Raw genomic sequence first — 23,371 nt, forward strand, 5'->3', positions numbered from 1 at the left:
GGCGGTCGCCGGCCCGCAGCGTGACCGACGGCAGCCGCGCCATGGCGCGCCCGCGCGCCCGACTGCCCCCGCCGCCGTCGTCGTCCCGGACCGGAAACGTGCCGGAGCCGGGCCCGGACTAGATCGAGGAGGACACGTCCCAGAGGTTGATGGTGGACTCCCGTCCGGCCACCCGGTCGATGCGGTCCAGTTCGGCGTCCGTGAAGACGGTGTTCGCCAGCGCGCCGAGGTTCTCGTCCAGCTGCGCCGTGGAGGAGGCCCCGAGCAGCACGGAGCTCACCCCGCCCTCGCGGAGCAGCCAGGCGATGGCCAGCTGGGCCAGGGTCTGGCCGCGCTCGGCGGCCAGACCGGCCAGGGCGCGCACCGTGGCCAGGTTCTCCTCGGTGACGTGACCGGCCAGGGAACCGCGGCCGCCGCTGGGCACGGCACCGGCGTCGTCCAGGTACTTGTCCGTCAGCAGCCCCTGGGCGAGCGGGGTGAAGGCGATCGAGCCCATGCCCTCCCGCGCCAGGGTGTCCAGCAGCGCGTCCTCCACCCAGCGGTTCAGCAGCGAGTAGGCGGGCTGGTGGATGACCAGCGGGGTCCCGAGCTGCCGGGCGACGGCGGCGGCCTGGCGGGTGCGCTCCGCCGAGTACGAGGAGATGCCCACGTAGAGGGCCTTGCCCTGCCGCACGAGGGTGTCCAGGGCGCCGACGGTCTCCTCCACCGGGGTGTGCGGATCCGCGCGGTGCGAGTAGAAGATGTCCACGTACTCCAGGCCCATCCGCTCCAGCGACTCCTCCGCCGAGGCGATGAGGTACTTGCGCGACCCCAGGTTCCCGTACGGCCCGGGCCACATGTCCCAGCCGGCCTTGGACGAGACGATGACCTCGTGCCGGTACGGGGCGAGGTCGCGGCGCATCATCCGCCCGAAGTTCTCCTCCGCGGCGCCGTAGGGCGGACCGTAGTTGTTCGCCAGGTCGAAGTGCGTGATGCCGTGGTCGAAGGCGTGGCGCAGGATCTGCCGCTGGACGTCGAAGGGCCGGTTGTCCCCGAAGTTCCACCACAGTCCCAGGCTGATCGGGGGCAGGTGCAGGCCGCTGGTGCCCACGCGGCGGTACTCCGTGGAGGAGTACCGCTCCGGAGCCGCCACGTAGGGACGGTGACTGTCCGGGATCACAGCGCGCACCCCACCAGCACCGGCTCGGGGTGCAGCCGCACGCCCCAGGCCCGTTCGACGCCGTCCCGCACCGTGCGCGCGACCGCCAGCAGGTCCTCGGTGGAGGCCTCCCCCCGGTTCGTCACGGCCAGCGTGTGCTTGGTGGACAACGACGCGCGGCCGTTCGCCAGGTGCCGCTCCGCCTCCCCCAGCCCGTAGCCCCTGCCGAAGCCGGCGTGCTCGATCAGCCAGGCGGCCGAGAGCTTGACCCGGCCCGGTCCCGCGCCGAATGCCGGAGCGCCCTCCGGCAACCGGGCCCGGACGGCGTCCGGGACGACGGGGTTGGTGAAGAACGACCCGGTGGACCAGGTGTCGTGGTCGGCCGGGTCCAGGACCATGCCCTTGCCCGCGCGGAGGGACAGCACCTCCTGGCGCACGAGGGCCAGGGGCGCCGTCTCCCCCTCCCGCACGCCCAGGGCCCGGGCCAACTGGGCGTAGCGGACCGGGGCGGCGGTTCCCGCGCTCCGGAGCCTGAAGTCCACGGAGAGCACGATCCAGCGCGGGGTGGTCGCCTCCGGATCCTCCAGCAGGGACCTCTTGATCACCGAGTCCCGGTAGCCGAAGCCGAGGTCGGCGTTGGCCAGTTCGACGACCCGGCCGGCCTGCCGGTCCCAGGCGCGGACCGAGACCAGGGCCTGGGAGACGTCCGCCCCGTAGGCGCCCACGTTCTGCACGGGCGTGGCCCCGGCGGACCCGGGGATGCCGGAGAGCGCCTCGAGCCCGGACAGGCCGTGCCCGACGGTCCAGGCCACCGCCCTGTCCCAGTCCTGTCCGGCGGCCATCCGCACGGTGTCGGCCGAGCGCTGCTCGATGCCGGCGAACGCGAGCTGGACCACGGTGCCGGGGAAGCCGGCGTCGGCCATCAGGGTGTTGGAGCCGCCGCCGAGCACGAGCAGCGGGCTCCCGGACTCGTCGGCCAGGCGGATCGCCGAGATGGCGGCGGCCTCGGAGGTGGCGGTGACCCAGTGGTCGGCGGGCCCGCCCACGCGGCTGGTGGTGTGGTCCGCCAGCCTCACGGCTGGTCCACCCGGACCACGGCCTGCGCCTTGGTCAGCACCCGCGCGCCGTCGTTGCCGGGGTCGGTGACGGTCAGGTCGATCCGGGCCGTGCCGGCCTCCGCGTCCACGGCCCCGACCTTGCCGGTGACCTCCAGGGTGGCCCCGCCGTCCTCGGGGACGGGGACCATCTGGGTGAAGCGCGTCTGGTAGTCGAGGATCCGGCCGGGGTCCCCGCACCAGTCGGTGACGAGCTGCACCGCCGCCCCCATGGTCAGCATGCCGTGGGCGATCACGCCGGGCAGCTCCACGGAGCGGGCGGTCGACTCGGACCAGTGGATCGGGTTGAAGTCCCCGGAGGCACCGGCGTAGCGGACCAGGTCCGCGCGGTCGAGGCGGATGGTGGTCGAGCCGATCGAGTCGCCCTTCTGCATGCTCATTCCTCTCCGCGGACCAGCAGGGTGGACCGCACGGTGCTGACCGGTTCCCCGGCCGTGGTGGCGATGTCCGCGCGCGTGGTGACCATCGAGTGCCCGCCCAGGGACTTGACCGTCTCCACGGTGGCGGTGGCGACCAGTTCGTCACCGGCCACGATCGGCCGGTGGTGGGTGAAGCGCTCGTCCGCGTGGACCACCCGGGAGAAGTCGATGCCGGAGTCCGGGTCCTGGACGACGGCCTGCTCTGCGCGCTGGGCCAGGACCACCGCGAAGGTGGGCGGGGCCACCAGGTCCGCGTGGCCGAGCGCGCGGGCCGCCTCGAGGTCGGAGTGGGCCGGGTGACCGGCCTTGACGGCCGCGGCGAACTCGCGGATCTTCTCCCGCCCCACGGCGTAGGGCTGGGTCGGCGGATAGCTCCGCCCCTGCAGGTCCGGGTTCACGCTCACGGGTCGGTCCTCCTGGTGACGGGGTGGTCGGCGGCCGCTGTCCAGACTACCCGCGCCCGGACACGACGTGACGCCACCCCCCCGAGGGGGATGGCGTCACGTACTCGTGCCGGAAGGGGTCAGCCGAACGCGTGGTAGCGCTGCATGAAGGCCGAGATCTCCCCGCGGGTGATCGGATCGGACTGGTTGAAGTTGCCCTGGGTGTCCCCGACGGTGATGCCCTTCGAGGCCAGCCAGGTGATCGCGTCGTAGTTCGCGCCGCCCGGGTTGAGGTCCTCGAACGGCGAGGTCTCCGGGGAGACGTGCCGACGGGGCTCGTCCCAGCGGTACAGGAACGCGGCGAACTCACCACGGGTGACCGCCCGGGAGGTCTTGAAGGTGCCGTCGGCGTAGCCGGCGGTGACCTCCTCGGCGGACGCCCAGGTGATCGAGGCGTAGTACGCACCACCGGCATTGACGTCGCTGAACGGCGACTCGTCCGGCGACTCGAAGTCCTCCGGATCGATGTACCGGTACAGGAAGGCCGTGGTCTCCCCACGGGTCACGTTCTGGTTCTTCCGGAACGTGTTGTCCGTGTAGCCGACGGAGATGTCATGACGGGCCATCCACCGCACCGGCGTGAAGAACGCCGACCCGCGAGGGTTGTCCGTGAAGTTCCCGCTATGACGATCCGGCTCCGGCGGGGTGTCCCCCGGATCGGTGGTGCTGGCGAAGCCCGGGGCGGCCATGGCGCCGGCCAGGACTGCCGTGAGGCCGATGGCGACTGCCCCAGAAAGGCGACGGTGGTTTTTCATGAGACGACCCTTCGCTGAGATGGTACTGACGCCGTCATTCCATCCCTCCGCATCCCACCGTGTCAAGCGTCACATTGCGCCGACTTGCAGGTTTCCGATAACATTCGCGCACTGCGGCACCCCCGTGGCCCGGATGGCCTCCTCCGGGCCATGGGGCGCTGCCACGGGCCGCGTCCGTCCCGTTGAACGTGTCCCGCTCGACGGTCGCCGGGTGTCCTCGTCGACGGCGGTGACCCCGCCCGGGCCGGTCCGGGTGAGGGCCTCCCCGCGGCCACTGCGCCAGGGCGTGCGGGACCGGACGGTCACCGGTGGCGGCGGCGGGCGTCCCGGATCCGCAGGACCTGGGCGGCCAGGTGCGTGATGAGGCCGGCGCCGATCAGCCCGATCGCGCCCCACTGCAGGGGCGTGAGGGTGAGGGCTCCCCCGAGGACGGAGAGCAGGATGCCGGACAGGATGAGCCCGGTGCCGGTCAGCAGCGTGATGCGGTAGGCCCTCGAGCCGTTCTCCCAGGGATTGAACACCCCTCCACGGTAGCGCGGTACCGGCTGACCACGAGGTCCGCGAGCTCCACCGGCACCGGTCCCGACTCCCCGAGCAACGGGGCCGTGGTGGCCGCCGCTCCGGCCGCGGCGGCCTCGGCGACCAGCCGGGACTGGAAGTACCCCGGCGCCAGCAGGTAGCTCAGCACCAGCACCGGCCGGGCGGGGTCCTGGCGGCAGGCGGTCCCGACGGCGGTGGCGACCCCCGGCCGCGCGGCCGAGAGGTAGGCGTCGGTCACCTCGGTGCCCAGCCGGGCGGCCACCCGCGCGGCGACGGCACGGCAGTCGGCGACCGCACCGGCGTCGGTGGATCCGGCCGCGGCCAGCACCACCCGGTGGTGACCGCGCACGAACCCGGAGCCCAGCGCCCGCCGCGCCAGCACCTCCACCAGCCGCTCGTCCGGGCCCAGCGCGCCGGCCACCGGGAGCCCGCCGGCGGCCTCGCGCAGGTCCACCTTCACGTGATACCCCGCGGAGAGCAGCACCGGTACGACGACGGCGGCCCGGCCCGGCGGAAGGGCCGCCACCACCTCCCCGACCGGCGGTGACTGCACGTCCACGTGGGTCAGCAGGACCTCCGCCGGGGTCCGCGTCCGCACGGCCCGGGCCAGCGCGGTGATCCGTTCCTGCCCTGCGGGGTCGGCCGTGCCGTGGGAGACGGCGATGAGGGCCGGCCGGTCCCTCACGCGGCGCGCACCTCGACGATCCGGTCGCGGACCCGCACCGGGAAGGTGGCGAGCCGCAGGGCCGGGTCGGTGAGGCACTGGCCCGTGGCGAGGTCGTACACCTGCTTGTGCAGGGGCGAGGCCAGGGTGGGCCGGCCCTGCCGGGAGCCGACGATCCCGCGGGCCATGACGGGGGCGTTCGCGTACGGGTCCCAGTGCGAGACGGCGAGGACCTCGTCGGAGGGCAGCCGCACGACGGCGAGCTGCTCCCCCGCAACGAGGGCGGCCTCGGCCCACAGCGGCTCGAGCCGGTCGAGGGGACACACCGGGTGCCAGGCGGCGGCCGGCTCGGATGCCGTGGCGGTGCCGGTGACGGCGTGCGGGGCGGACGCTGGGTGGGTCGCGGTGAGGGTCATGGATCCACCGTAGGAAACGCGTGTTTCCAGGGGGTCACCCGTGATGTTTCGCCCGTGCAACGGTGTCCTCTCCTCCGCGGCCGCCGCCTGGTGAGGGGGGCGTCACCCAGCCGTTACACCGGGGACACGGTGGGGAAACGGCCCCCTCATAGCGTGGTGATCCTTCGATGCGAGGGGATGGACCCATGACTGTGCGACCGATCCGATCGACGAACCGGACCGTGGCGGTGGTCGGTGGCGGCCCCGCCGCCCACCGGCTGGTGGAGGCCCTGCTGGCCCGCGGTGATGACCTGCGGGTGTCCCTGTTCACCGAGGAGCCACGGGCCCCCTATGACCGCGTGGCCCTCTCCCGGCGCTTCCTGGACGCCACCGACGACCTGCCCCTGGGCTCCGGCTCCGGCCCCTGGGACGACCCGAGGGTGAGCCTGCGCACCGGATGCCGGGTCACCGCCATCGATCCCGCCGCGCGGTCGCTGACGACGGCGGACGGGAGCACCCTGGGCTGGGACGACCTGGTCCTGGCCACCGGCAGCGACGCCGCACGCCCGGCGATCCCCGGGGCCGGGGACCTGGAGGTCTACCGGACCATCGACGACGTCGACCGGTTGCGCGGCCGGGTGGCGGAGCTCGCCACCCGGCTGGGGCGCCCGCCGCAGACCGCCGTGATCGGCGGCGGCCTGCTGGGCCTGGAGGCCGCCGGCGGGCTGAGGGCCCTGGGCGCGGACGTCACCGTGGTCCATTCCCGCCCCTGGGTCATGAACGCGCAGCTGGACGAGTTCGGCGGCCGCACCCTCAACCGCCTGCTGCGCGACCAGGGGTACGTCCTGCGGCTCGGCGAGCGCCCCAGCGCGCTGGAGGGTGGCTGGCTGCGCTTCCCCTCCGGCGAGGGCCTTCCGGTGGACCTGGTGGTCGCGGCCACGGGCATCACCGCCCGCGATGAGCTCGGTGCCGGCGTGCTGCAGATCGGTCCCCGCGGCGGGTTCGTCATCGACGAGACCTGTGCGACGTCGGCCCCGCATGTCTGGGCGATCGGCGAGGCCGCCAGCTTCGGGGGCGAGTGCATGGGGCTGGTGGCTCCGGCCAACACGATGGCCGAGGTGGTCGCCGACCGGCTGTGCGGCGGTTCCGGGACCTTCCCCGGCTTCGACACCGCCGCCAAGCTCAAGCTCGCCGGGCTGGACGTGGCCAGCTTCGGGGACGGCCTCGCCGCAGCCCCCGGCGCCCTGGAGGTCGTGTACGCCGATCCCACCGGCGGGGTCTACCAGAAGCTCGTCGTCTCCGAGGACGCGCGCACCCTGCTCGGCGGGGTCTTCGTGGGCGATGCGGGCCCCTACGCGGCGCTGCGCCCCATGCTCGGACGTGAGCTGCCCGGGGAGGCCGGGGCGTTCCTCTCCGCGGCCGGCAACGGCGCCCCGCCGGACCTGGCGCTGCCGGACGAGGCCCAGGTCTGCTCCTGCCGTGACGTCAGCGCCGGGGACCTGCGCCGGGCCGTGTGCGGTGGCTGTCCGGACCTCGCCGGGCTCAAGGCCTGCACCGGGGTGGGGACCCAGTGCGGCTCCTGCCTGCCGGCGGCCCAGAAGGTCATGGAGCGGCAACTGGTCGAGCTGGGGGTGGAGGTCTCCACCGCGCTGTGCGAGCACTTCGCCCTGTCCCGGTCCGGACTGTTCGAGGCCGTGCGGTCCACCCGGCTGACCACCTTCGGCGAGATCGTCACCCGCTTCGGCACGCCCGCGGACCCGGCCGTGAACCTCGGTTGCGACATCTGCAAGCCCGTGGCGGCCTCCGTGCTGGCCACCCTGCACGGCGAGTACATCCTCGACGGGGACCGCGGCGGACTGCAGGACACCAACGACCGTGCGCTGGCGAACCTGCAGAAGGACGGCACCTACTCGGTGGTCCCCCGCATCCCGGCCGGCGAGATCACCCCGGAGAAGCTCGCGGTGATCGCGGAGGTGGCCCGGGACTACGGGCTGTACACCAAGATCACGGGTGCTCAGCGGATCGACCTGTTCGGGGCGACCCTGGAGCAGCTGCCCCCGATCTGGCGGCGTCTCGTGGACGCCGGCTTCGAGTCCGGCCAGGCCTACGGCAAGGCCCTGCGCAACGTGAAGTCCTGCGTGGGCTCCACGTGGTGCCGCTACGGGGTGCAGGACTCCGTGGCCATGGCCGTCCGGCTCGAGGAGCGCTACCGGGGGCTGCGCAGCCCCCACAAGATGAAGTTCGGCGTCTCCGGGTGTGCCCGGGAGTGCGCCGAGGCCCGCGGCAAGGACGTGGGCGTGATCGCCACCTCCGAAGGCTGGAACCTCTACGTGGGCGGCAACGGAGGAGCCACCCCGGCCCACGCGGTACTGCTCGCCAAGGACCTCGACGACGAGACGTTGCTGCGGTACATCGACCGGTACGTCGTCTACTACATCCGCACCGCCGAGCGCCTGCAGCGCACGGCCCGGTGGATGGAGGAGCTGCCCGGCGGGATCGACCACGTGCAGGACGTGGTGGTGCATGACTCCCTCGGGATCGCCGCGGACCTGGAACGGGTGGTCGCCGACCACCTGGAGACCTACCGGGACGAGTGGGCCGCGACCCTCGAGGACCCCGAACGGTTACGCCGGTTCCGTACGTTCGTCAACGCCCCGGCCGGGTCGGCAGAGCCGGCCGGGGCGGGCTCCGTGGTCCTGTCGGGACCGCGCATCCCCGTGCGGGGTGAACGGTGACCGGGGCGGTGCCGGCACCGGGCTCGGTCACGCTCATCGGTGCCGGCCCCGGGGCGGCCGACCTGCTGACGGTGCGCGCGCTGCGCGTGCTGTCCCACGCCGACGTCGTGTACTACGACCGGCTCGCCCCCACGGACGACCTGGCCGCGTGGGCGCCGCACGCCCACCTGGTCGACGTCGGCAAGCAGCCCGGGCACCACAGGGTCCCCCAGGCGGAGATCAACCGGCTGATCGTGGCCTCGGCCCTGGCCGGGCTGCGCGTGGCCCGGCTCAAGGGCGGGGACCCGTTCGTCTTCGGCCGCGGCAGTGAGGAGGTGGCCGCCTGCGAGGAGGCCGGGGTCCCGGTGACCGTGGTCCCGGGCATCACCTCCGCGGTGGCCGTCCCGGCCGCGGCGGGGATCCCCGTCACCGCGCGCGGTCTGAGCAAGGCGTTCACCGTGATCTCCGGCCACGACCCGCTCTCCGAGCTGGAACTGTCCGGACTGGCGCGACTGGGCGGGACCGCCGTCGTCCTCATGGGCATGGCCACTCTCGGCCATACCGCCATCGGGCTGATGCGCCACGGCGTGGACCCCCGGATGCCGGTGGGGATCGTGGAGCGCGGGTGCACCGAGCGGCAGCGGGTCTGCATCGCCCCGCTCGCGGAGATCCTCACCGCCTCCGCCGTCCAGGGCATGCGCTCCCCCGCGGTCCTCGTGATCGGGGAGGTCGTGCGGCTGGCGCCCGGGGCCGATGAGCGGTTGCGGGAGCTGGCCGGGGTGGCGGGGACCGCATGAGCGACCTGCCCCCGGCGCTGCCCCAGACCCTGGCCGGGTTCCGCATCGGCGTGACCTCGGACCGGCGCAGCGACGAGCTCATCTGCGCCTTCCAGCGCCGCGGCGCCGAGGTGATGCACGCCCCGGCGCTGCGCATCGCCCCCCTGACGGAGTCCGTCACCCTGCACCGGGACACGCGCCGGGTCATCGACGCCCTGCCGGACTACGCCGTCATCACCACGGCCTACGGGATGCGCCGCTGGACGGAGGCCGCCGACGCCTACGGGCTCGGCCCCGAGCTCCACCGCGCCCTGGAGGCCGCCTCGATCCTCGTCCGCGGGCCCAAGGCCCGCGGTGCCGTCCGGGCCGCCGGACTGGAGGACGTCGGCGCACCGCAGGACGAGCGCACGGCCTCGCTCGTGGACCTGCTGCTCACCCGGAACCTCCGGGGACGGACCGTGGCCTTCCAGCTGCACGGCATGCTCGACCACCAGCAGGTCTCCCGCCTCGAGAAGGCCGGGGCCCGGGTGCTGACCGTGATGCCGTACACGTGGGCGCGTCCGGCCCAGGACTCGGACCTGCTGCGGATGATCGACGCCGCCATCGACCGCCAGCTCGACGTGCTCACCTTCACGGCCGCCCCCGCGGTCGAGGCCTTCCTCGCCGTCGCCCAGCAGTACGGGCGCCTGGAGCCCCTCCTGGAGGCGCTGCGCGCGGACGTGGCGACGGCCGTCGTCGGGACCGTGACCGCCGGGCCGCTGCACGAGGCCGGGCTGCGTCCGCTGGTCCCCTCCCGCTGGCGCCTGGGGGCCATGATCCGGCTGGTGTGCGAACACCTGGAACAGCAGGGGGTCCTCCGCGTGGACACCCGCGTGGGCCCCCTGGAGATCCGCGGTGACCAGGTGCACTTCACCGAGCGGCCGGCCGGCCCCGTGCGGCTTCCACCCGGCCCGCTCGCGCTGCTGCGCGAACTCGCGGACGCGCGGGGCGCCGTGCTGACCCGCGCCCACCTCGTCGCGACCCTGCGCCAGTGCGAGTCCGAGCACGCCCTGGAGATGCTCGTCTGGCGCCTGCGCCGGCAGCTGCCGGTCGCGGGCGTCGTCAGCACCGTCGTCAAACGAGGCTATCGACTGGCGGTCTAGCCAGCATCTCCTCGATCCGCCCGCGGCAGGTCCCGCAACCGGTACCGGCCCCGCAGCGGTCCCCGACCTCGTCCACCGTCGCGCAGCCGGCCACGGCGTCCCCGACCTGGCCGGCGGTGGCACCCGAGCACCGGCAGAGCACGTCCTCCGGTCCCAGGGCGCGGTCCCCCGCGGCGTGTTCCAGGGCCAGCAGCGCGGACCGGTCCGCCGCGGGCAGGACACCGGTCAGGGCATGACGGGACAGCTCCGCCGCGGACCGGGGCAGTCCGATCGCCACGAACCCGAGCATCCGCTCCCCGTCGGTGACGATGCGCAGGTACTGCCCGGCCCCCGGGTCCGCCCACGTGGAGACGCTCGGCCCGTCCGGGTCCCAGGGGTCCGCGTCCGGGTCCCCGGCGCAGGCCACGGACAACGAGTGCGACTTCACGACGAGCGGATCCAGCCGGTGCGGGGACGCCTCGGGGCCGGGCACCGGCCGTCCGGCGGCATCGAGCTCGACGGCGGCCGGACAGCCGAGGTCCTCGCGCAGGGCGAGGGCGGTGGCCCGGGCCTGGTCCCAGCCGGGGCCGATGAGCCCGCTCGGCCGGGCACCCGACGGCGCGGCGCAGTCACCGATGGCGAAGACGGCCGGGTCGTCGGGGCACCGTCCGTCACCGTCCACGACCACCCCGCCGCGGGGCAGGGTGTCGAGTCCGGCGTCGGCGGCGAGCCGGTCCCGGGCCCGGACGCCCGTGCAGGCCACGAGCAGCGCCGCGGGGATCCGCCGCCCCTGGGTGGTGCGGAGGCCCACGAGGTGGGGGACGCCGTCCGCGGCGGTGGCCCGGTCCTCGGCGCGGGCGCTGACCTCGAGCTCCTGGACCCCGCAGTCCGGCCGGACCTGCACCCCGGCCCCGGTGAGCTGGCGCAACAACAGGCGGCCGGCATCGGGGTCCAATTGGCGCCCCAGGGGCAGGTGTCCGCGGTGCAGCAGGGTGACGGGGGCGCCCACCTCGGCGAGCGCCAGGGCCGCCTCCACGCCCAGGACCCCGCCACCGAGCACCACGACGGGCCTGCCGGCGCGCACGGCCCGGCCCAGCTGCTCGGCCTCGGACATCTCGCGCAGCGCCATGACGCCGACCGGCCGCTGGCCCGCCGAGGCCGCGACCGAGATGCCCCGGCCCACGGTGCCGGACACCGGGAAGTCCGGGATGACCGCCTCGGCGCCCGTGGCCAGGACCAGGCGGTCGTAGCCGAGCGTGGTCTCGTCCAGGCCACCCCGGCCGAGTCGCACCGTCCGCCGGGCCCGGTCGAGGCCCGTCACGGTGGTCCCGGTCCGGATCCCGACGCCGATCGCCGCAAGCTCCCCCGGATCCAGCATGGACAGGTCCCCGCCCCGGATGCGCCCGCTGGCCACGTCCCCCAGGCGGATCCGCTGGTAGGCCGGGACCGGTTCGGCCCCCAGGACGGTCATGCGCACGGCACCGGACTCCAGTGCCGGGCGCAGTTCCTGGACCAGCCGGGCCGCCACGGGCCCGCACCCCACGACCACCACGTGACTACTCATGGCCTGACCCCGCAGCGGGCTGGCGGACCGGGTGGAGGGTCACCGGGGTGTTCTTGAACTCCGGCATCTGGCTGTGCGGGTCCAGCAGTCCGGCCGTCAGCCGGTTGGCCGTGCCCTGACCGGTGAAGTGGAAGGGGACGAACACGGTGTCCGTGCGCAGGCCGGCGTCGAGCACCACGCGGGCCCGGAGGGTCCCGGCGGCACTGCGCAGCTCGGCCGGGGCGCCGTCCTCGAGGGCCAGCCGGCCGGCCGTGGCCGGGTGCACGCTGACGGTGGCCTCGGGGTGGACGGCCAGCAGGGCCGGTACCCGCCGGGTCTGGGTGCCGGACTGGTAGTGCTCCATGAGCCGTCCGGTGGTGAGCGTCAGCCCCTGGGAGGAGGCCGGTTGCGGCGCACGGACGTGGATCGCCCCGAGGTGGGCCCTGCCGTCGGCATGGCCGAAGCGCTCGGCGAAGACCCGGGGCGTTCCGACCACCGGTTCCCCGCTGACGGTCACCTCCTGGGGGCCGGTGCCGGTGAGGGGTTCGGTGAGGGGCCAGTACGGGGCCACCTCGCCGATCCGTTCCCACGCCAGCGCCGAGTAGTCGGCCCGGCTTCCGGCCGTCGCGCGGCGGATCTCGGCATAGGCCTCGGCGGGTTCGTCGGGCAGCGGGACCTCACTGCCGAGGCGGCGGGCGATCTCGGCCAGGATCCAGAGCTCCGAACGGGCCCCGGGCGGACCATCGACGGCCTTGCGGCGGCGCAGGACCCGGCCCTCGAGGTTGGTCATGGTCCCGTCCTCCTCGGCCCACTGGAGGACCGGCAGGACCACGTCGGCCAGCCCGGCGGTCTCGGAGAGGAAGAAGTCGCAGACCACGAGCAGCTCCAGCGCCCGCAGGCCGGCCTCCACGCGAGTGGCGTCCGGGGCGGAGACGACGACGTTGGCACCGTGCACGAGCAGCCCCCGGACGCCCTGGGGCGTTCCAAGGGTGTGCAGCAGCTGGGTCGCCGGCAGGCCGGGACCTGGCAGCGACGCGGCGGTGGTCCCCCACTGACGTGCCACGGCCTCGCGGTCGGCCGGGTCCGTGATGGACCGCAGGCCGGGCAGCTGGTCCGCCTTCTGGCCCATCTCCCGGCCCCCCTGGCCGTTGCCCTGGCCGGTGAGGGTGCCGTAACCGCCGCCTCGCGTCCCCGGCAGGCCGAGGAGCAGCGCCAGGCTGATGGCCGCGCGCGCGGTGTCCGTTCCGTCGCGGTGCTGCTCCACGCCCCGCCCGGTGAGGATGAAGACCGGGTCCCCGCCGGCCCTGGCGGCCCGGGCCGCGGCGGCCAGGTGCCGCGCCAGCCACCGGATGCGCCCGGCCGACACCCCGGTCACCGTCTGGGCGCGCTCCGGCCACCAGTCCCCCACGGACCGGCGGAAGGCGGCCAGTCCCGTGGTCCGGCGATGGAGGTAGTCCCCGTCCTCCAGGCCCTCGGCGAGGATCACGTGGGCCACCGACAGCAGCAGGGGCAGGTCACCGCCCGGGGCCGGGGCGATGTGGTGCCCGCAGCCCTCCGCCGTCAGCTGCGCGGTGCTGGAGCGTCGCGGGTCCACGACGATCAGCCCGCCCCGGTCGCGGGCGCTCTCCAGGTGCTGGACGAAGGGCGGCATGGTGTCCGCCACGTTGGAGCCCAGCAGCAGCACGGTGCAGGCGTCGTCCAGGTCGGTCAGGGGGAAGGGCAGTCCGCGGTCGAGTCCCAGGACCTCGGTGGAGGCCTTGGCGGCGGAGGCCATGCAGAACCGGCCGTTGTAGTCGATCCGCGAGGTGCGCAGGGCGGTCCGGGCGAACTTGCCCAGGATGTAGGCCTTCTCGTTCGTCAGCGAGCCGGACCCGAAGACCCCGACGGCATCCGGGCCGTGGGTGCCCTGCAGCGCGGCGATGCGGGTGGCCACCCGGCCGAGGGCCTCGTCCCAGGAGGCCTCCCGGAGGGGGCCGCCCTGGGTGTCCCGGAGCAGCGGGGTGCTCAGGCGGTCGGGGCGGTCCCCCAGCAGCGCGGCGGCGGTGGCCCCCTTGCGGCAGAGCCGGCCGCGGTTGGTGGGGAACTCCGCACCCGCCACCGCCACGGACGGAGCCCCGGGACCGGCCGCGTCGACGGTGAGGGTCATCGAGCACTGCAGGGCGCAGTAGGGGCAGTGCGTGGTGGTCCGGACCGGTTCAGACATGGGCTCGGGCCAGCATCGAGCCGGGGCGGCGGTAGACGAGGTAGGTGAAGGCCGCCAGGACGAGGTAGGCGGCCGCGAGGGCCCAGAAGGCGGCGTCGAAGGACCCGTGGGCGCTGTGGGAGGCCCGCAGGACCTGGGGGATCATGAATCCGCCGAAGCCCCCGACGGCACCGATCAGGCCCAGGGCCGCGGAGGACTTGCGCTCATGCCCGACCGGGTCGTCCGCCCGGACGGTCAGGCGGAAGACGAGTGGGATCATCCGGTAGCTGGAGCCGTTGGCGATCCCCGTGAGGGTGAACAGGGCCAGGAACAGTCCGAGGTAGAGCCAGAAGTTCTGCCAGGGCAGCGTGAGCACCACGCCGGCGGTGACCGCGGCCATCGCGAGGAAGCAGGCCAGGGTGACGGTGGCCCCGCCCCGCCGATCGGCCAGCCTGCCGCCGAAGGGGCGGGCGAGCGAGCCCACGAGGGGACCGAGGAACGCCATCGAGATCACCGCGCCCCACAGCTCGAGGCCCGAGAAGGCCGGGAACATGATCGAGATCAGGGTGGGGAAGACCGAGCCGAATCCCATGAACGAGCCGAAGGTGCCGATGTAGATCAGGGCGATCAGCCACAGGTGCGGTTCCCGCAACGCCGAGAGGGAGCCCTTGAGGTCGTTGCGGGCGTGGGACAGGTTGTGCATGTAGCGGTGCGCGCCCCAGGCGGCGATCAGGATCAGCGGGATCCAGACCAGTCCGGCCATCGGCAGGGCGGGGCCGAAGGTGCCGATGGCGAGCACCGTCACGGCGAGCGGGACCGCGAACTGCGCGACGGCCACGCCGATGTTGCCGCCGGCCGCGTTGAGGCCCAGGGCCGCCCCCTTCTCCTGGGCCGGGAAGAAGAAGGTGATGTTGGCCATCGAGCTGGCGAAGTTGCCTCCGCCGAAACCGGCCGTGGCGGCGACGGCGAACAGGACCCAGACCGGTGTGTGCGGAGTCGACAGCGCGACGGCCAGCGCGACCGTGGGGACCAGCAGCAACAGGGCGGAGATGACCGTCCAGTTGCGCCCGCCGAACAGGGCCACCGTGAAGCTGTACGGCACCCGCAGCACGGCGCCGACGAGCGGTGGCAGGGACACGAGCCAGAACTGCTGTGAGGTGCTCAGGTCGAAGCCGGCGGCCGGCAGGAACACGACCGTGACGGACCACAGTTGCCAGACGGCGAAACCGAGGAACTCGCAGAACACGGACCAGTACAGGTTCTGCCGGGCGGCGGGCCGCCCGGGACCGTTCCAGAACCGCGGCTCCTCCGGCTGCCAGTTGGACACCCAGCGGCCGGGACCCACGACGAGCCGGTCCGTGGGTGGTGCTCCCGGGACGGCCTCGGGGGCGGGGGCGGTGAATGTGCGGTCCTCGGTCAGGGCCATGGCGGGTTCCTCTCGGCTCGCGGTTGACCGCCACGTTGCCAGGAGGGTGTTTCCGCGGGCGTCGCGGAATGGTTTCGGGGAGGGAAAACGTGTCTCACCGGTCCCCGGCCGGTCTGTGAGATGACCGGCCCCACGAAAAAGGACCCGGACCCCACCGGGGTCCAGGTCCTCGTCCGTAGCGGCGGGGGGACTCGATCCCCCGACCTCACGATTATGAGTCGTGCGCTCTAACCAGCTGAGCTACGCCGCCATGAAATGAGAGCGCCCGTGCCGCGGATACATACTGCGCACGGGCTCTCATTCCAGAGCCCCGACCGGGAATCGATCCCGGGACCTCCATCTTACCAAGATGGCGCTCTACCACTGAGCTATCGGGGCAACGACGTGAAACTCTACCAGCGATTTCCGCGGATGCGAAATCGGGGTGGAGTGCCACGTCCGTCACCGGTCAGTACCGGTCGCGCGAGGGCTTGTCGAAGGACTTCCGACCGCCCTTGAAGCCACCCTTGAAACCGCCCTTGTGCCCGCCCTTGTGGGCCCCGCCGGAGCGGAACGGCTTGCCCTCGCGCTCGGAGCGCGTGGGGCGGCCGGTGTCCAGCTGCAGGCCGATGGGGCGGCCGTTGATGGTGGTGTTGCCCAGGGCGTCCCACTGCTGACCCGTCAGGTTCTCCGGCAGTTCCACGAGGGAGTGGTTCGAACGGATGTCGATGTGCCCGATCTGGCTCGAGCGCAGCCCGGCCTCGTTGGCCAGGGCACCCACGATGTTGCCCGGCTGCACCCGGTCCTGGCGGCCCAGGGAGATCCGGTACGTGGCGTTGCCCTCGGCGGGGCCGCGCTGCGGGCCACGGGAACCCCGGCCGTCCCGCGCGTCGCGGTCGTTGCCGTCGAAGTCCCGGTCGCGGCGGGCCATCTTCGCCGGCGGCAGGTCCGGCTCCTCGGCCAGCAGCGGCCGCCCGCCCTGGGCCATCTTCGCCAGGGCCGCGGCGACGTCCTCGGGGGCGACGTCGTTCTCCTCCACGTAGGAGTCCACCAGGTCCCGGAAGACCTCCAGCTCGCCCTCGGCCAGGGTCTGGGTGATCTGGGAGCTGAACTTGTCCAGGCGGGAGGAGTTCACGTCCGCCACCGACGGCATGGGCATCTGCTCCACGGTCTGGCGCGTGGCCTTCTCGATGGAGCGCAGCAGGTACTTCTCCCGCGGCGTCATGAACAGCACGGCGTCCCCGGAGCGGCCGGCGCGGCCGGTGCGGCCGATGCGGTGGACGTAGGACTCCGTGTCGTGCGGGATGTCGTAGTTGATGACGTGGCTGATGCGCTCCACGTCGAGGCCGCGGGCCGCGACGTCGGTGGCCACCAGGATGTCGATGCGGCCGGCGCGCAGGTTCTCCACGGTCTTCTCGCGCTGGTTCTGCGCCACGTCACCGGAGATGGCGGCGGCGCGGAAGCCACGGGCGTTGAGCTTGGTGGTGAGCTCCTCGGTGGCGTTACGGGTCCGCACGAAGGCGATCACGCCGTCGTGCTCCTCGGTCTCGAGGATGCGGGTCATGGCCTCCAGCTTCCACTGGTGGGTGACCTGGAGGAAGCGCTGGCGGATGTTGCCGGCGGTGGTGTTCTTCGCGGCGACGGTGACCTCGACCGGGTCGTTGAGGTACTTGCCGGAGATGCGCTGGATGGCGCGCGGCATGGTGGCCGAGAACAGGGCGGTCTGCTTCTGGTCCGGGGTGGCGGACAGGATCTGGTCCACCTCCTCGGCGAAGCCCATGCGCAGCATCTCGTCCGCCTCGTCCAGCACCATGTACTGCAGGTCGGACAGGTCCAGGGACCCCTTCTGGAGGTGGTCGATCACGCGCCCCGGGGTGCCCACGACGACCTGGGCGCCGCGGCGGAGCCCGGACAGCTGCGGCCCGTAGGGCGCACCGCCGTAGACGGGCAGCACGGTGACGCCCTTGATGTGCTTGGCGTAGGTGGTGAAGGCCTCGGCGACCTGCAGGGCCAGTTCGCGGGTCGGGGCCAGCACGAGGATCTGCGGGGTGCTCGCGGGGCCGTTGACGTCGGCGAGCTCGGCGAGCCGGGACAGCGCCGGGACGGCGAAGGCGGCGGTCTTGCCGGTACCGGTCTGGGCCAGCCCGACGACGTCGCGGCCCTCCAGCAGCAGCGGGATGGTCTCGGCCTGGATCGGCGAGGGGGTCTCGTAGCCGAGGTCCTCGATGGCGGCCAGGACCCGGCTGTCGATGCCGAGGGTGGAGAACGCCGGGCCCGCCGGGGTCTCGGTCAGGGTGTCGGCCTCGGTCTCGGCCTGGGCGTGGTCATTCTGGGCGTGTTCGGACACGGGTGTTCCTTTTCAGGGTCGGGTGTGCGGCCGGTTGGGCGCCGCAACGCAACGGATTGCTTCTCTCCGGTGCTCCCCGAGGCGCGGTCCAACATCACGCCCGTTCCATACTCACCTGGCGGTCCGCGCCCGGCCGGTTCCGTCAGGGGATGGTCACCGCACGGGCGGGCCACGACCTCGACGGAGGAACGGCTGGGGTGTGAAGGACCGGCCGCCCGCTGCTCCGACACGGTGTCGGGAGGGGCCACACAACTCGACGCCCTTCGCGAGGGCGTACACAGGGGTTCTGACCGGAATGGTGCCTCAAGTCTAACGCATCCCGTGCCCCGGCCCTGCCGTTAGGCTCGAGACGTGCCTCACGAGAACCCCGACCACCGCTTCGCCCGCGCCGCCGGCAAGGCCACGCGCTCGTTCCTCGACGGACAGCGGCAGGACGCCGAGCGGGCCCGCGCCGCCCGTCAGGAGCGGGCGGAGGCCGAGGCCCGGCTCGAGCGCGAGGAGCGGCGACGTCGCCAGGCGCGCGCCGACGTCGGGGGCTCCGTGCTGCTGCGGACCGCCCGCTGGTGGTGGGGTGCGGTGACGGCGCTGTTCCTCCTGCTGGCCACGGCGTTCCTGGTGGCCGGTCTCACGGGCCGCACCGACGTCGTCCCAGAGACACCGCTCGACGGTGCGGCCGGCCAGTACGTCCTGGCCGGCCTCACCGGCGTGCTCACCGTCGCCACCGGGATCGGTGCCGTCCAGCTGATGCGCGGCCGGCGCAGTGCCGCCGGCCTGCTGACCGGGGTCGCGGTGATCGTGGGCATCCCCCTGGTCGTGCGCGGCAATCCCGCCCTAATCGCCATCGCCGCGGTCCTGCTGGCGGGGGCCGCCCTGCTGTGGCTGCCCCCGGTGCGCCGCCGGCTCAGAGCGAGCTGATCGCCCGGTCCAGGTCGTCGATCAGGTCGGCCACGTCCTCGATGCCCACGGACAGTCGCACCAGGTTGTCCGGCACGGCCAGCTCGGTGCCGGCCACGGAGGCGTGGGTCATCTCGGCCGGGTAGTTCATCAGCGACTCGATGCCGCCCAGGGACTCGGCGAGCTGGAACAGCCGCGTGGACTCGGCCACCTTCTTCGCGGCCGCGGCCCCGCCCGTGAACTGCACGGAGACCATGCCGCCGAAGCCGCGCATCTGCCGCGCGGCCAGCTCGTGGCCGGGGTGGTCCGGCAGCCCCGGGTAGAGGACGCGCTCCACGCCGGGACGGTCCTGCAGCCAGGTGGCGATCGTGGAGGCGTTGGCCACGTGCCGGTCCATCCGCACGCCCAGGGTCTTGAGACCGCGGGTGGTCAGATAGGCGTCCAGGGGGCCGTTGACCGCGCCGGCGGCGAACTGCTGGAACTGGACCTTGTCCGCGATCTCCGGGTCGTTGACCACCACGGCACCCCCGATCACGTCCGAGTGCCCGCCGATGTACTTCGTCGTGGAGTGCACCACGACGTCCGCGCCCAGCTCGAGCGGAAGCTGGAGGTAGGGCGTGGCGAAGGTGTTGTCCACCACGAGCAGCGCGCCACCGGAGTGGGCGACGTCCGCGAGGGCGGCGATGTCGGAGACCTTCATCAGCGGATTGGAGGGGGTCTCCAGCCACAGGATGGAGGCCTTCGAGGCGGCCATGGCCTGCTCGACGGCGTTCACGTCACCCATGTCCACCACCGTGTGACCGATGCCCCACGGGCCCAGGATCCTGTCGATGAGGCGGTAGGTGCCGCCGTAGACGTCGTTGCCCATGACGATGTGGGCCCCGGGGGCGGCCACGGCGTGGATCAGCGCGTTCTCGGCGGCCAGCCCCGAGCCGAAGGTGAAGGCCCGCGCGGCGCCGTCCACGCCACCCTCGAGGGCGGCGAGCTGCTCCTGCAGGGCGTCACGGGTGGGGTTGGTGCCGCGGCCGTAGTCATAACCCCGGCGCAGGGTGCCGATGGACTCCGGGGCGTAGGTGGTGGACAGGTGCACCGGCGGCACGACCGCGCCGGTGATCGGCTCGAAGGCCTGGCCGGCGTGGATCGCGCGGGTGTTGAAGCCCGCTGTGGGGTGGAGGGTGTAGTCGTAGTCCTCCGCCCCGGCGGGCCGGTCGGTCTGGACGTTCTCGGCGGGCTCGGCGGCACGTTCGGTCATGACGGATCCTTTCAGCGGGACAACGGGAGAGCGGGAGAGCAGGTCAGCGGGCCACGCGGGCCAGCAGGTCGTGCAGGGTGACGATGCCGGTCACCACGCCGTGGTGGGTGGCCATCAGGGCGGGAGCGGTGCGCAGGGCCTCGCGGGCCTGGGCCAGGGTCGCGTGGACGTTGACCTTCGGCAGGGCCGGGCCGGCGTGGTCGAGGACCGCGTCCGTCGGCAGGGCCCGGCCGGAGGCCAGCAGGTCGGTCAGCGCCCCCACGTCCACCGCGCCGAGCACCTCGCCCACGCGCAGGTCGTCGCGCGGGGCGCTGACCACCGGCAGGGCGTCCACGCCGAAGCGGTTCATGGTGGAGATCGCGTCGGCCAGGGTGGCGTCCTTCGGGGCCGTCACGACGTCCGGCAGGGATCCGGGCAGCACCGAGGACTTCGCGGCCAGCAGGTCCTTCACGGTGCCCTCCCAGTGACCCGTGGGGGCACCACCCGCGGCACCCGGTGCGGTGGCGGCGCCGACGTCGGGGACTCCCCCGGGCACCCCGCCGGCCGGCAGCACGGACTCGGCCGGCGCCGTCTCGAAGCCCTGCTCGTCCATCCAGCCGTCGTTGAAGATCTTGCCCAGGTAACCGCGGCCGGAGTCCGGCAGGATGATCACCATGACGTCGTCCTCGCCGAGGTCACGGGCGGCCTGCAGCCCGGCCACGACGGCCATCCCGGAGGACCCGCCCACGAGCAGCCCCTCCTCGGCCGCCAGCCGGCGGGTCATCTCGAAGGAGGCGGCGTCGTCCACCGCGATCACCTCGTCCGGCACGGACGGGTCGTAGTTGCCGGGCATCATGTCCTCGCCGACGCCCTCCACGAAGTACGGGCGGCCGGTGCCGCCGGAGTAGATGGAGCCGTCCGGGTCCGCGACGACCACCTTGACCGGGCCCGACGCGCGGCCGGCCGAGACCTCTTTGAGGTACCGGCCGGTGCCGGTGACGGTCCCGCCGGTGCCGGCGCCGATGACGACGTGGGTCAGGCGTCCGGCGGTGTCCCGCCAGATCTCCGGGCCGGTGGTCTGGTAGTGGGACTGCGGGGCGGAGGGGTTGAAGAACTGGTTCGGCTGGTAGGCGCCCGGGATGTCCCGCTCGAGGCGGTTGGCCACGCCGTAGTAGGACTCCTCGGACTCCGGGGCCACGGAGGTCTTGGTGACGACGACCTCGGCGCCGTAGGCCCGCAGCACGTCCCGCTTCTCCTGGCCGACCTTGTCCGGGGTGACGAAGACGGAGTGGTAGCCCTTGAGCTGGGCCACCAGTGCCAGGCCGACGCCGGTGTTGCCGGAGGTCGGCTCGACCACGGTGCCGCCGGCGGCCAGCTTCCCCTCGGCCTCGGCGTTCTCGATCATCGCCAGGGCGATGCGGTCCTTCACCGATCCGCCCGGGTTGAGGTACTCGGGCTTGACCAGCACGGTGGCGCTGATGCCCTCGGTGACCCGGTTGAGCTTCACCAGCGGGGTGTTGCCGATGAGCCCGAGAACGTTCTCGGCGTAGTGCATCTGCTCTGTCATGGGCTCCACGCTACCGCCGGGCCGGTCCGGGGCGGCAATAGCGTGAATCCGCGTGACCGCTGGCGTGCGGGAGAATGGAGGGATGCACACGACCACCCCCTCCGGCACCCTGCCGGCCCCGGATGCGGGGGTGATCCTGGAGCCGGGGATCCCGGTGGACGTGCGGCTGACGCTGGGGGTGCTGCAGCGCGGTCACGCCGATCCCACGGTGCAGTCCCGCCCCGAGGGGGTCTGGCTGTGCTTCCGCCAGCCCGGCGCCGGGGATCCCGTGACGCTGCTCGTCCGCCCGGCGCCGTCCCCACTGGCGCCCGGCCGGATCCCGGTGCTGGCCTGGGGGCCGGGTGCCCAGGCGGCGGTGGCCGCCGCGCCGTCCCTGCTGGGGCTCGACGACGACTGGTCCGGTTTCGACGCGCTGCTCGCCTCGGGAGCCTCGGGGCTGCCGCCGGCGGTGGTGCGGGCCCGGCGCGCGCATCCGGGGCTGCGACTGCCGGCGACGGGGCGGGTGGTGGACCAGTTGCTGATGGTCGTGCTGGAACAGAAGGTCACCCACGACCAGGCGCGCTCGGGCTGGCGCTGGCTGGTGCGCGGCTACGGCGAGAGGCCCCCGGGGCCGGCGCCGGAGGGGATGCTGCTGGCGCCCACGGCGGCGGCGGTGCGCCAGGTGCCGAGCTGGGGCTGGCACGCCGGCTGGGTCCAGCCGGCGCAGTCGCGGGCGATGCTGCGGGTGGCGGAGAGGGCCTCCGCGCTGGACCGGCTCGGGGCCGACCCGCTGGGAGCCGACGACGACCCGGCGTCCGTGGTGGGACGGTTGTGCACCGTGCCGGGGATCGGGCCGTGGACCGCGGCCGAGACGGTCCAGCGCACCCACGGGGCGCCGGACACGGTGGCGGTCGGGGACTTCCACCTGGCCCACCACGTGGGCGAGGCCCTCACGGGCCGGCGCACGGACGATGCCGGGATGCTGCGGCTGCTGGCTCCCTATGCCGGGCACCGCCAGCGCGTGGTCCGGCTGATCGGCCTGTCCGGGTACCGGTTCAGCCGCTTCGGGCCGCGGCTGACGCCGGCGGACCACCGCCGGCGGTGAGCGCTACTGCTGCTGACCCTGCTGTTCGGCGACCTGCTTGTGCACCTCGTCCATGTCCAGGCCCTTGACGGCGGAGACGAGTTCCTCGAGCTGGGTGGCGTTGATCGCGCCGGGCTGGGCGTAGACCAGGACCTTGTCCCGGAAGGCCATCAGGGTGGGGATCGAGGTGATGTTCGCGGCGGCGGCCAGATTGCGCTCGGCCTCGGTGTCCACCTTGGCGAAGACGACGTCCTCGTGCCGTGCGGAAACCTGCTCGTAGACGGGGGCGAACTGCTTGCAGGGGCCGCACCAGTCGGCCCAGAAGTCCACCAGGACGATGTCGTTCTCGGTGAGGGTCGTCTCGAAGTCGGGTTCGGTGATCTCGGTGGTTGCCATCCCCCCACCCTAACCGTGCGGCGGCCGGGTGGATCCGCGGTATCCCCAGGTTGCCAGTGAATGCACAGGCGCCTTCCTCCACAGGGGACCGCCTCCCGCCGGTCCCCCACGGTCGGGCGGATGCCCCCCGGCGGGCGGCAGGCGCCCGTTCCTAGCGTGGCCCTCACCGGCCCCGGCGATCGGGGCCACGACCCCCTGGAGGACGAGATGACGATGACACCGATCCCCCCGAGTCATGGCAAGCGCGGCCCGGCGGGCCCCGGACCGTTGCTGCCCGGGCGCCGCTCGACGGTGATGGTGGTGGTGGAGCGACCGGATCCGGAGGAGGCGTTGCGGGAGTCGATGGACTGGGTCGAGGCGTTCGGGCGGGACTGCGGGCTGGTGCTGGACCCGGAGGCCACGGAGCTCTACGGGGTGGCGAAGGCCGCGGACCTCAAGGACAACCTCAGGCCGCCCCGTGACGGGGCGATCGCCGGGTATCTGGACTTCATCTGCGTGGACGGCGCCTGGCTGCATCCCGGGGACTGCCCGGTGGCCCCGCCGGACTCCAACGGCGCCCCGGCGTGGGCGTGGGCGTACTACCAGGCCGTGATGGGGCTCGACGACGACGCGTTCTGCACGATCTGGGACGTGACGCCCCTGCCCCTCGCGGCGTGAGGACGC

The 23,371-nt window shown here is 73.5% G+C and carries 21 protein-coding genes and 2 tRNA genes; 6 read left to right on the forward strand and 17 right to left on the reverse strand.

The window, feature by feature from the left end; all coding sequences use genetic code 11:
* Positions 1-118: 118 nt before the first annotated feature.
* The 8 genes from Q0283_RS11935 to nirD all read right to left on the reverse strand — a co-directional run bounded on the left by Q0283_RS11935 (position 119) and on the right by nirD (position 5,490).
* A complete protein-coding gene (locus Q0283_RS11935; RefSeq protein ID WP_183528549.1) occupies positions 119-1,159 on the reverse strand; it encodes an aldo/keto reductase in 1,041 nt (346 codons plus the stop codon).
* A complete protein-coding gene (locus Q0283_RS11940; RefSeq protein WP_183527619.1) occupies positions 1,156-2,214 on the reverse strand; it encodes a UDP-N-acetylmuramate dehydrogenase in 1,059 nt (352 codons plus the stop codon). The genes Q0283_RS11935 and Q0283_RS11940 overlap by 4 nt, the downstream gene beginning before the upstream one ends.
* The gene (locus tag Q0283_RS11945) at positions 2,211-2,627 is read right to left on the reverse strand and encodes a MaoC family dehydratase (protein ID WP_183528551.1); all 417 of its coding nucleotides are present in this window, start codon (positions 2,625-2,627) and stop codon (positions 2,211-2,213) included. Before Q0283_RS11945 ends, Q0283_RS11940 begins: the two co-directional genes overlap by 4 nt.
* A gap of 2 nt (positions 2,628-2,629) precedes the next feature.
* On the reverse strand, positions 2,630-3,076 hold the full coding sequence (locus tag Q0283_RS11950) for a MaoC family dehydratase N-terminal domain-containing protein (RefSeq protein ID WP_183527620.1): 447 nt from the start codon (positions 3,074-3,076) through the stop codon (positions 2,630-2,632).
* A gap of 119 nt (positions 3,077-3,195) precedes the next feature.
* A complete protein-coding gene (locus Q0283_RS11955; protein ID WP_183527621.1) occupies positions 3,196-3,870 on the reverse strand; it encodes an S-layer homology domain-containing protein in 675 nt (224 codons plus the stop codon).
* A gap of 302 nt (positions 3,871-4,172) precedes the next feature.
* Complete coding sequence (locus Q0283_RS11960) at positions 4,173-4,391, reverse strand: hypothetical protein (protein WP_298044823.1); 219 nt, start codon at positions 4,389-4,391, stop codon at positions 4,173-4,175.
* Positions 4,340-5,095, reverse strand: coding sequence for a sirohydrochlorin chelatase (locus tag Q0283_RS11965; RefSeq protein WP_183527623.1), 756 nt, complete (start codon positions 5,093-5,095; stop codon positions 4,340-4,342). Before Q0283_RS11965 ends, Q0283_RS11960 begins: the two co-directional genes overlap by 52 nt.
* A complete protein-coding gene (nirD, locus tag Q0283_RS11970; protein ID WP_298044824.1) occupies positions 5,092-5,490 on the reverse strand; it encodes a nitrite reductase small subunit NirD in 399 nt (132 codons plus the stop codon). The genes Q0283_RS11965 and nirD overlap by 4 nt, the downstream gene beginning before the upstream one ends.
* A 185-nt stretch (positions 5,491-5,675) precedes the next feature.
* Here nirD and nirB point away from each other — a divergent pair, with 185 nt between their 5' ends.
* From nirB to Q0283_RS11985, 3 genes are read left to right on the forward strand one after another with little or no spacing between them, the layout of a single operon-like run.
* A complete protein-coding gene (gene nirB / locus Q0283_RS11975) occupies positions 5,676-8,204 on the forward strand; it encodes a nitrite reductase large subunit NirB (RefSeq protein WP_298044825.1) in 2,529 nt (842 codons plus the stop codon).
* The gene (gene cobA, locus Q0283_RS11980; RefSeq protein ID WP_298044827.1) at positions 8,201-8,980 is read left to right on the forward strand and encodes a uroporphyrinogen-III C-methyltransferase; all 780 of its coding nucleotides are present in this window, start codon (positions 8,201-8,203) and stop codon (positions 8,978-8,980) included. The genes nirB and cobA overlap by 4 nt, the downstream gene beginning before the upstream one ends.
* Complete coding sequence (locus tag Q0283_RS11985) at positions 8,977-10,101, forward strand: uroporphyrinogen-III synthase (RefSeq protein ID WP_183527631.1); 1,125 nt, start codon at positions 8,977-8,979, stop codon at positions 10,099-10,101. Before cobA ends, Q0283_RS11985 begins: the two co-directional genes overlap by 4 nt.
* Here the strand turns inward: Q0283_RS11985 and Q0283_RS11990 are convergent.
* From Q0283_RS11990 to Q0283_RS12015, 6 genes are all read right to left on the reverse strand, one after another.
* Positions 10,073-11,644 (reverse strand): FAD-dependent oxidoreductase, encoded by a 1,572-nt coding sequence (locus tag Q0283_RS11990; protein WP_298044828.1) that lies wholly within the window; start codon positions 11,642-11,644, stop codon positions 10,073-10,075. The two genes, Q0283_RS11985 and Q0283_RS11990, sit on opposite strands and share 29 nt — an antisense overlap.
* Entirely contained in the window at positions 11,637-13,826 is a 2,190-nt protein-coding gene (locus tag Q0283_RS11995) for a molybdopterin oxidoreductase family protein (RefSeq protein WP_298044829.1), read from the reverse strand. The genes Q0283_RS11990 and Q0283_RS11995 overlap by 8 nt, the downstream gene beginning before the upstream one ends.
* Complete coding sequence (locus Q0283_RS12000; protein WP_183527637.1) at positions 13,819-15,231, reverse strand: MFS transporter; 1,413 nt, start codon at positions 15,229-15,231, stop codon at positions 13,819-13,821. The genes Q0283_RS11995 and Q0283_RS12000 overlap by 8 nt, the downstream gene beginning before the upstream one ends.
* 176 nt (positions 15,232-15,407) lie before the next feature.
* A tRNA-Met gene (locus tag Q0283_RS12005) sits at positions 15,408-15,481 on the reverse strand.
* Between the two features lie 56 nt (positions 15,482-15,537).
* Positions 15,538-15,609: transfer RNA gene (locus tag Q0283_RS12010), tRNA-Thr, on the reverse strand.
* Between the two features lie 70 nt (positions 15,610-15,679).
* Positions 15,680-17,557 carry a DEAD/DEAH box helicase gene (locus tag Q0283_RS12015; RefSeq protein ID WP_298044830.1) on the reverse strand — a complete coding sequence of 626 codons (1,878 nt, stop codon included), beginning with the start codon at positions 17,555-17,557 and terminating at the stop codon, positions 15,680-15,682.
* A 351-nt stretch (positions 17,558-17,908) separates the two neighbouring features.
* Between Q0283_RS12015 and Q0283_RS12020 the strand changes: the two genes are divergently transcribed.
* Positions 17,909-18,472 (forward strand): hypothetical protein, encoded by a 564-nt coding sequence (locus tag Q0283_RS12020; RefSeq protein ID WP_298044831.1) that lies wholly within the window; start codon positions 17,909-17,911, stop codon positions 18,470-18,472.
* Here Q0283_RS12020 and Q0283_RS12025 read toward each other — a convergent pair.
* Together Q0283_RS12025 and Q0283_RS12030 are read right to left on the reverse strand one after the other, a co-directional pair.
* Complete coding sequence (locus Q0283_RS12025; RefSeq protein ID WP_183527643.1) at positions 18,459-19,703, reverse strand: cystathionine gamma-synthase; 1,245 nt, start codon at positions 19,701-19,703, stop codon at positions 18,459-18,461. The genes Q0283_RS12020 and Q0283_RS12025 overlap by 14 nt on opposite strands.
* 43 nt (positions 19,704-19,746) lie before the next feature.
* Entirely contained in the window at positions 19,747-21,237 is a 1,491-nt protein-coding gene (locus Q0283_RS12030) for a cystathionine beta-synthase (protein ID WP_183528553.1), read from the reverse strand.
* A gap of 94 nt (positions 21,238-21,331) precedes the next feature.
* Here Q0283_RS12030 and Q0283_RS12035 point away from each other — a divergent pair, with 94 nt between their 5' ends.
* On the forward strand, positions 21,332-22,333 hold the full coding sequence (locus tag Q0283_RS12035) for a DNA-3-methyladenine glycosylase (protein WP_183527644.1): 1,002 nt from the start codon (positions 21,332-21,334) through the stop codon (positions 22,331-22,333).
* 3 nt (positions 22,334-22,336) lie between these two features.
* On the opposite strand, the gene trxA is transcribed toward Q0283_RS12035, so the two are convergent.
* Complete coding sequence (trxA, locus tag Q0283_RS12040) at positions 22,337-22,708, reverse strand: thioredoxin (RefSeq protein WP_183527646.1); 372 nt, start codon at positions 22,706-22,708, stop codon at positions 22,337-22,339.
* Between the two features lie 207 nt (positions 22,709-22,915).
* Here trxA and Q0283_RS12045 point away from each other — a divergent pair, with 207 nt between their 5' ends.
* The gene (locus Q0283_RS12045; protein ID WP_183527648.1) at positions 22,916-23,365 is read left to right on the forward strand and encodes a hypothetical protein; all 450 of its coding nucleotides are present in this window, start codon (positions 22,916-22,918) and stop codon (positions 23,363-23,365) included.
* The last annotated feature ends 6 nt before the right edge of the window (positions 23,366-23,371 follow it).

It is taken from the genome of uncultured Citricoccus sp., assembly GCF_937871995.1.
Taxonomy (GTDB): domain Bacteria; phylum Actinomycetota; class Actinomycetes; order Actinomycetales; family Micrococcaceae; genus Citricoccus.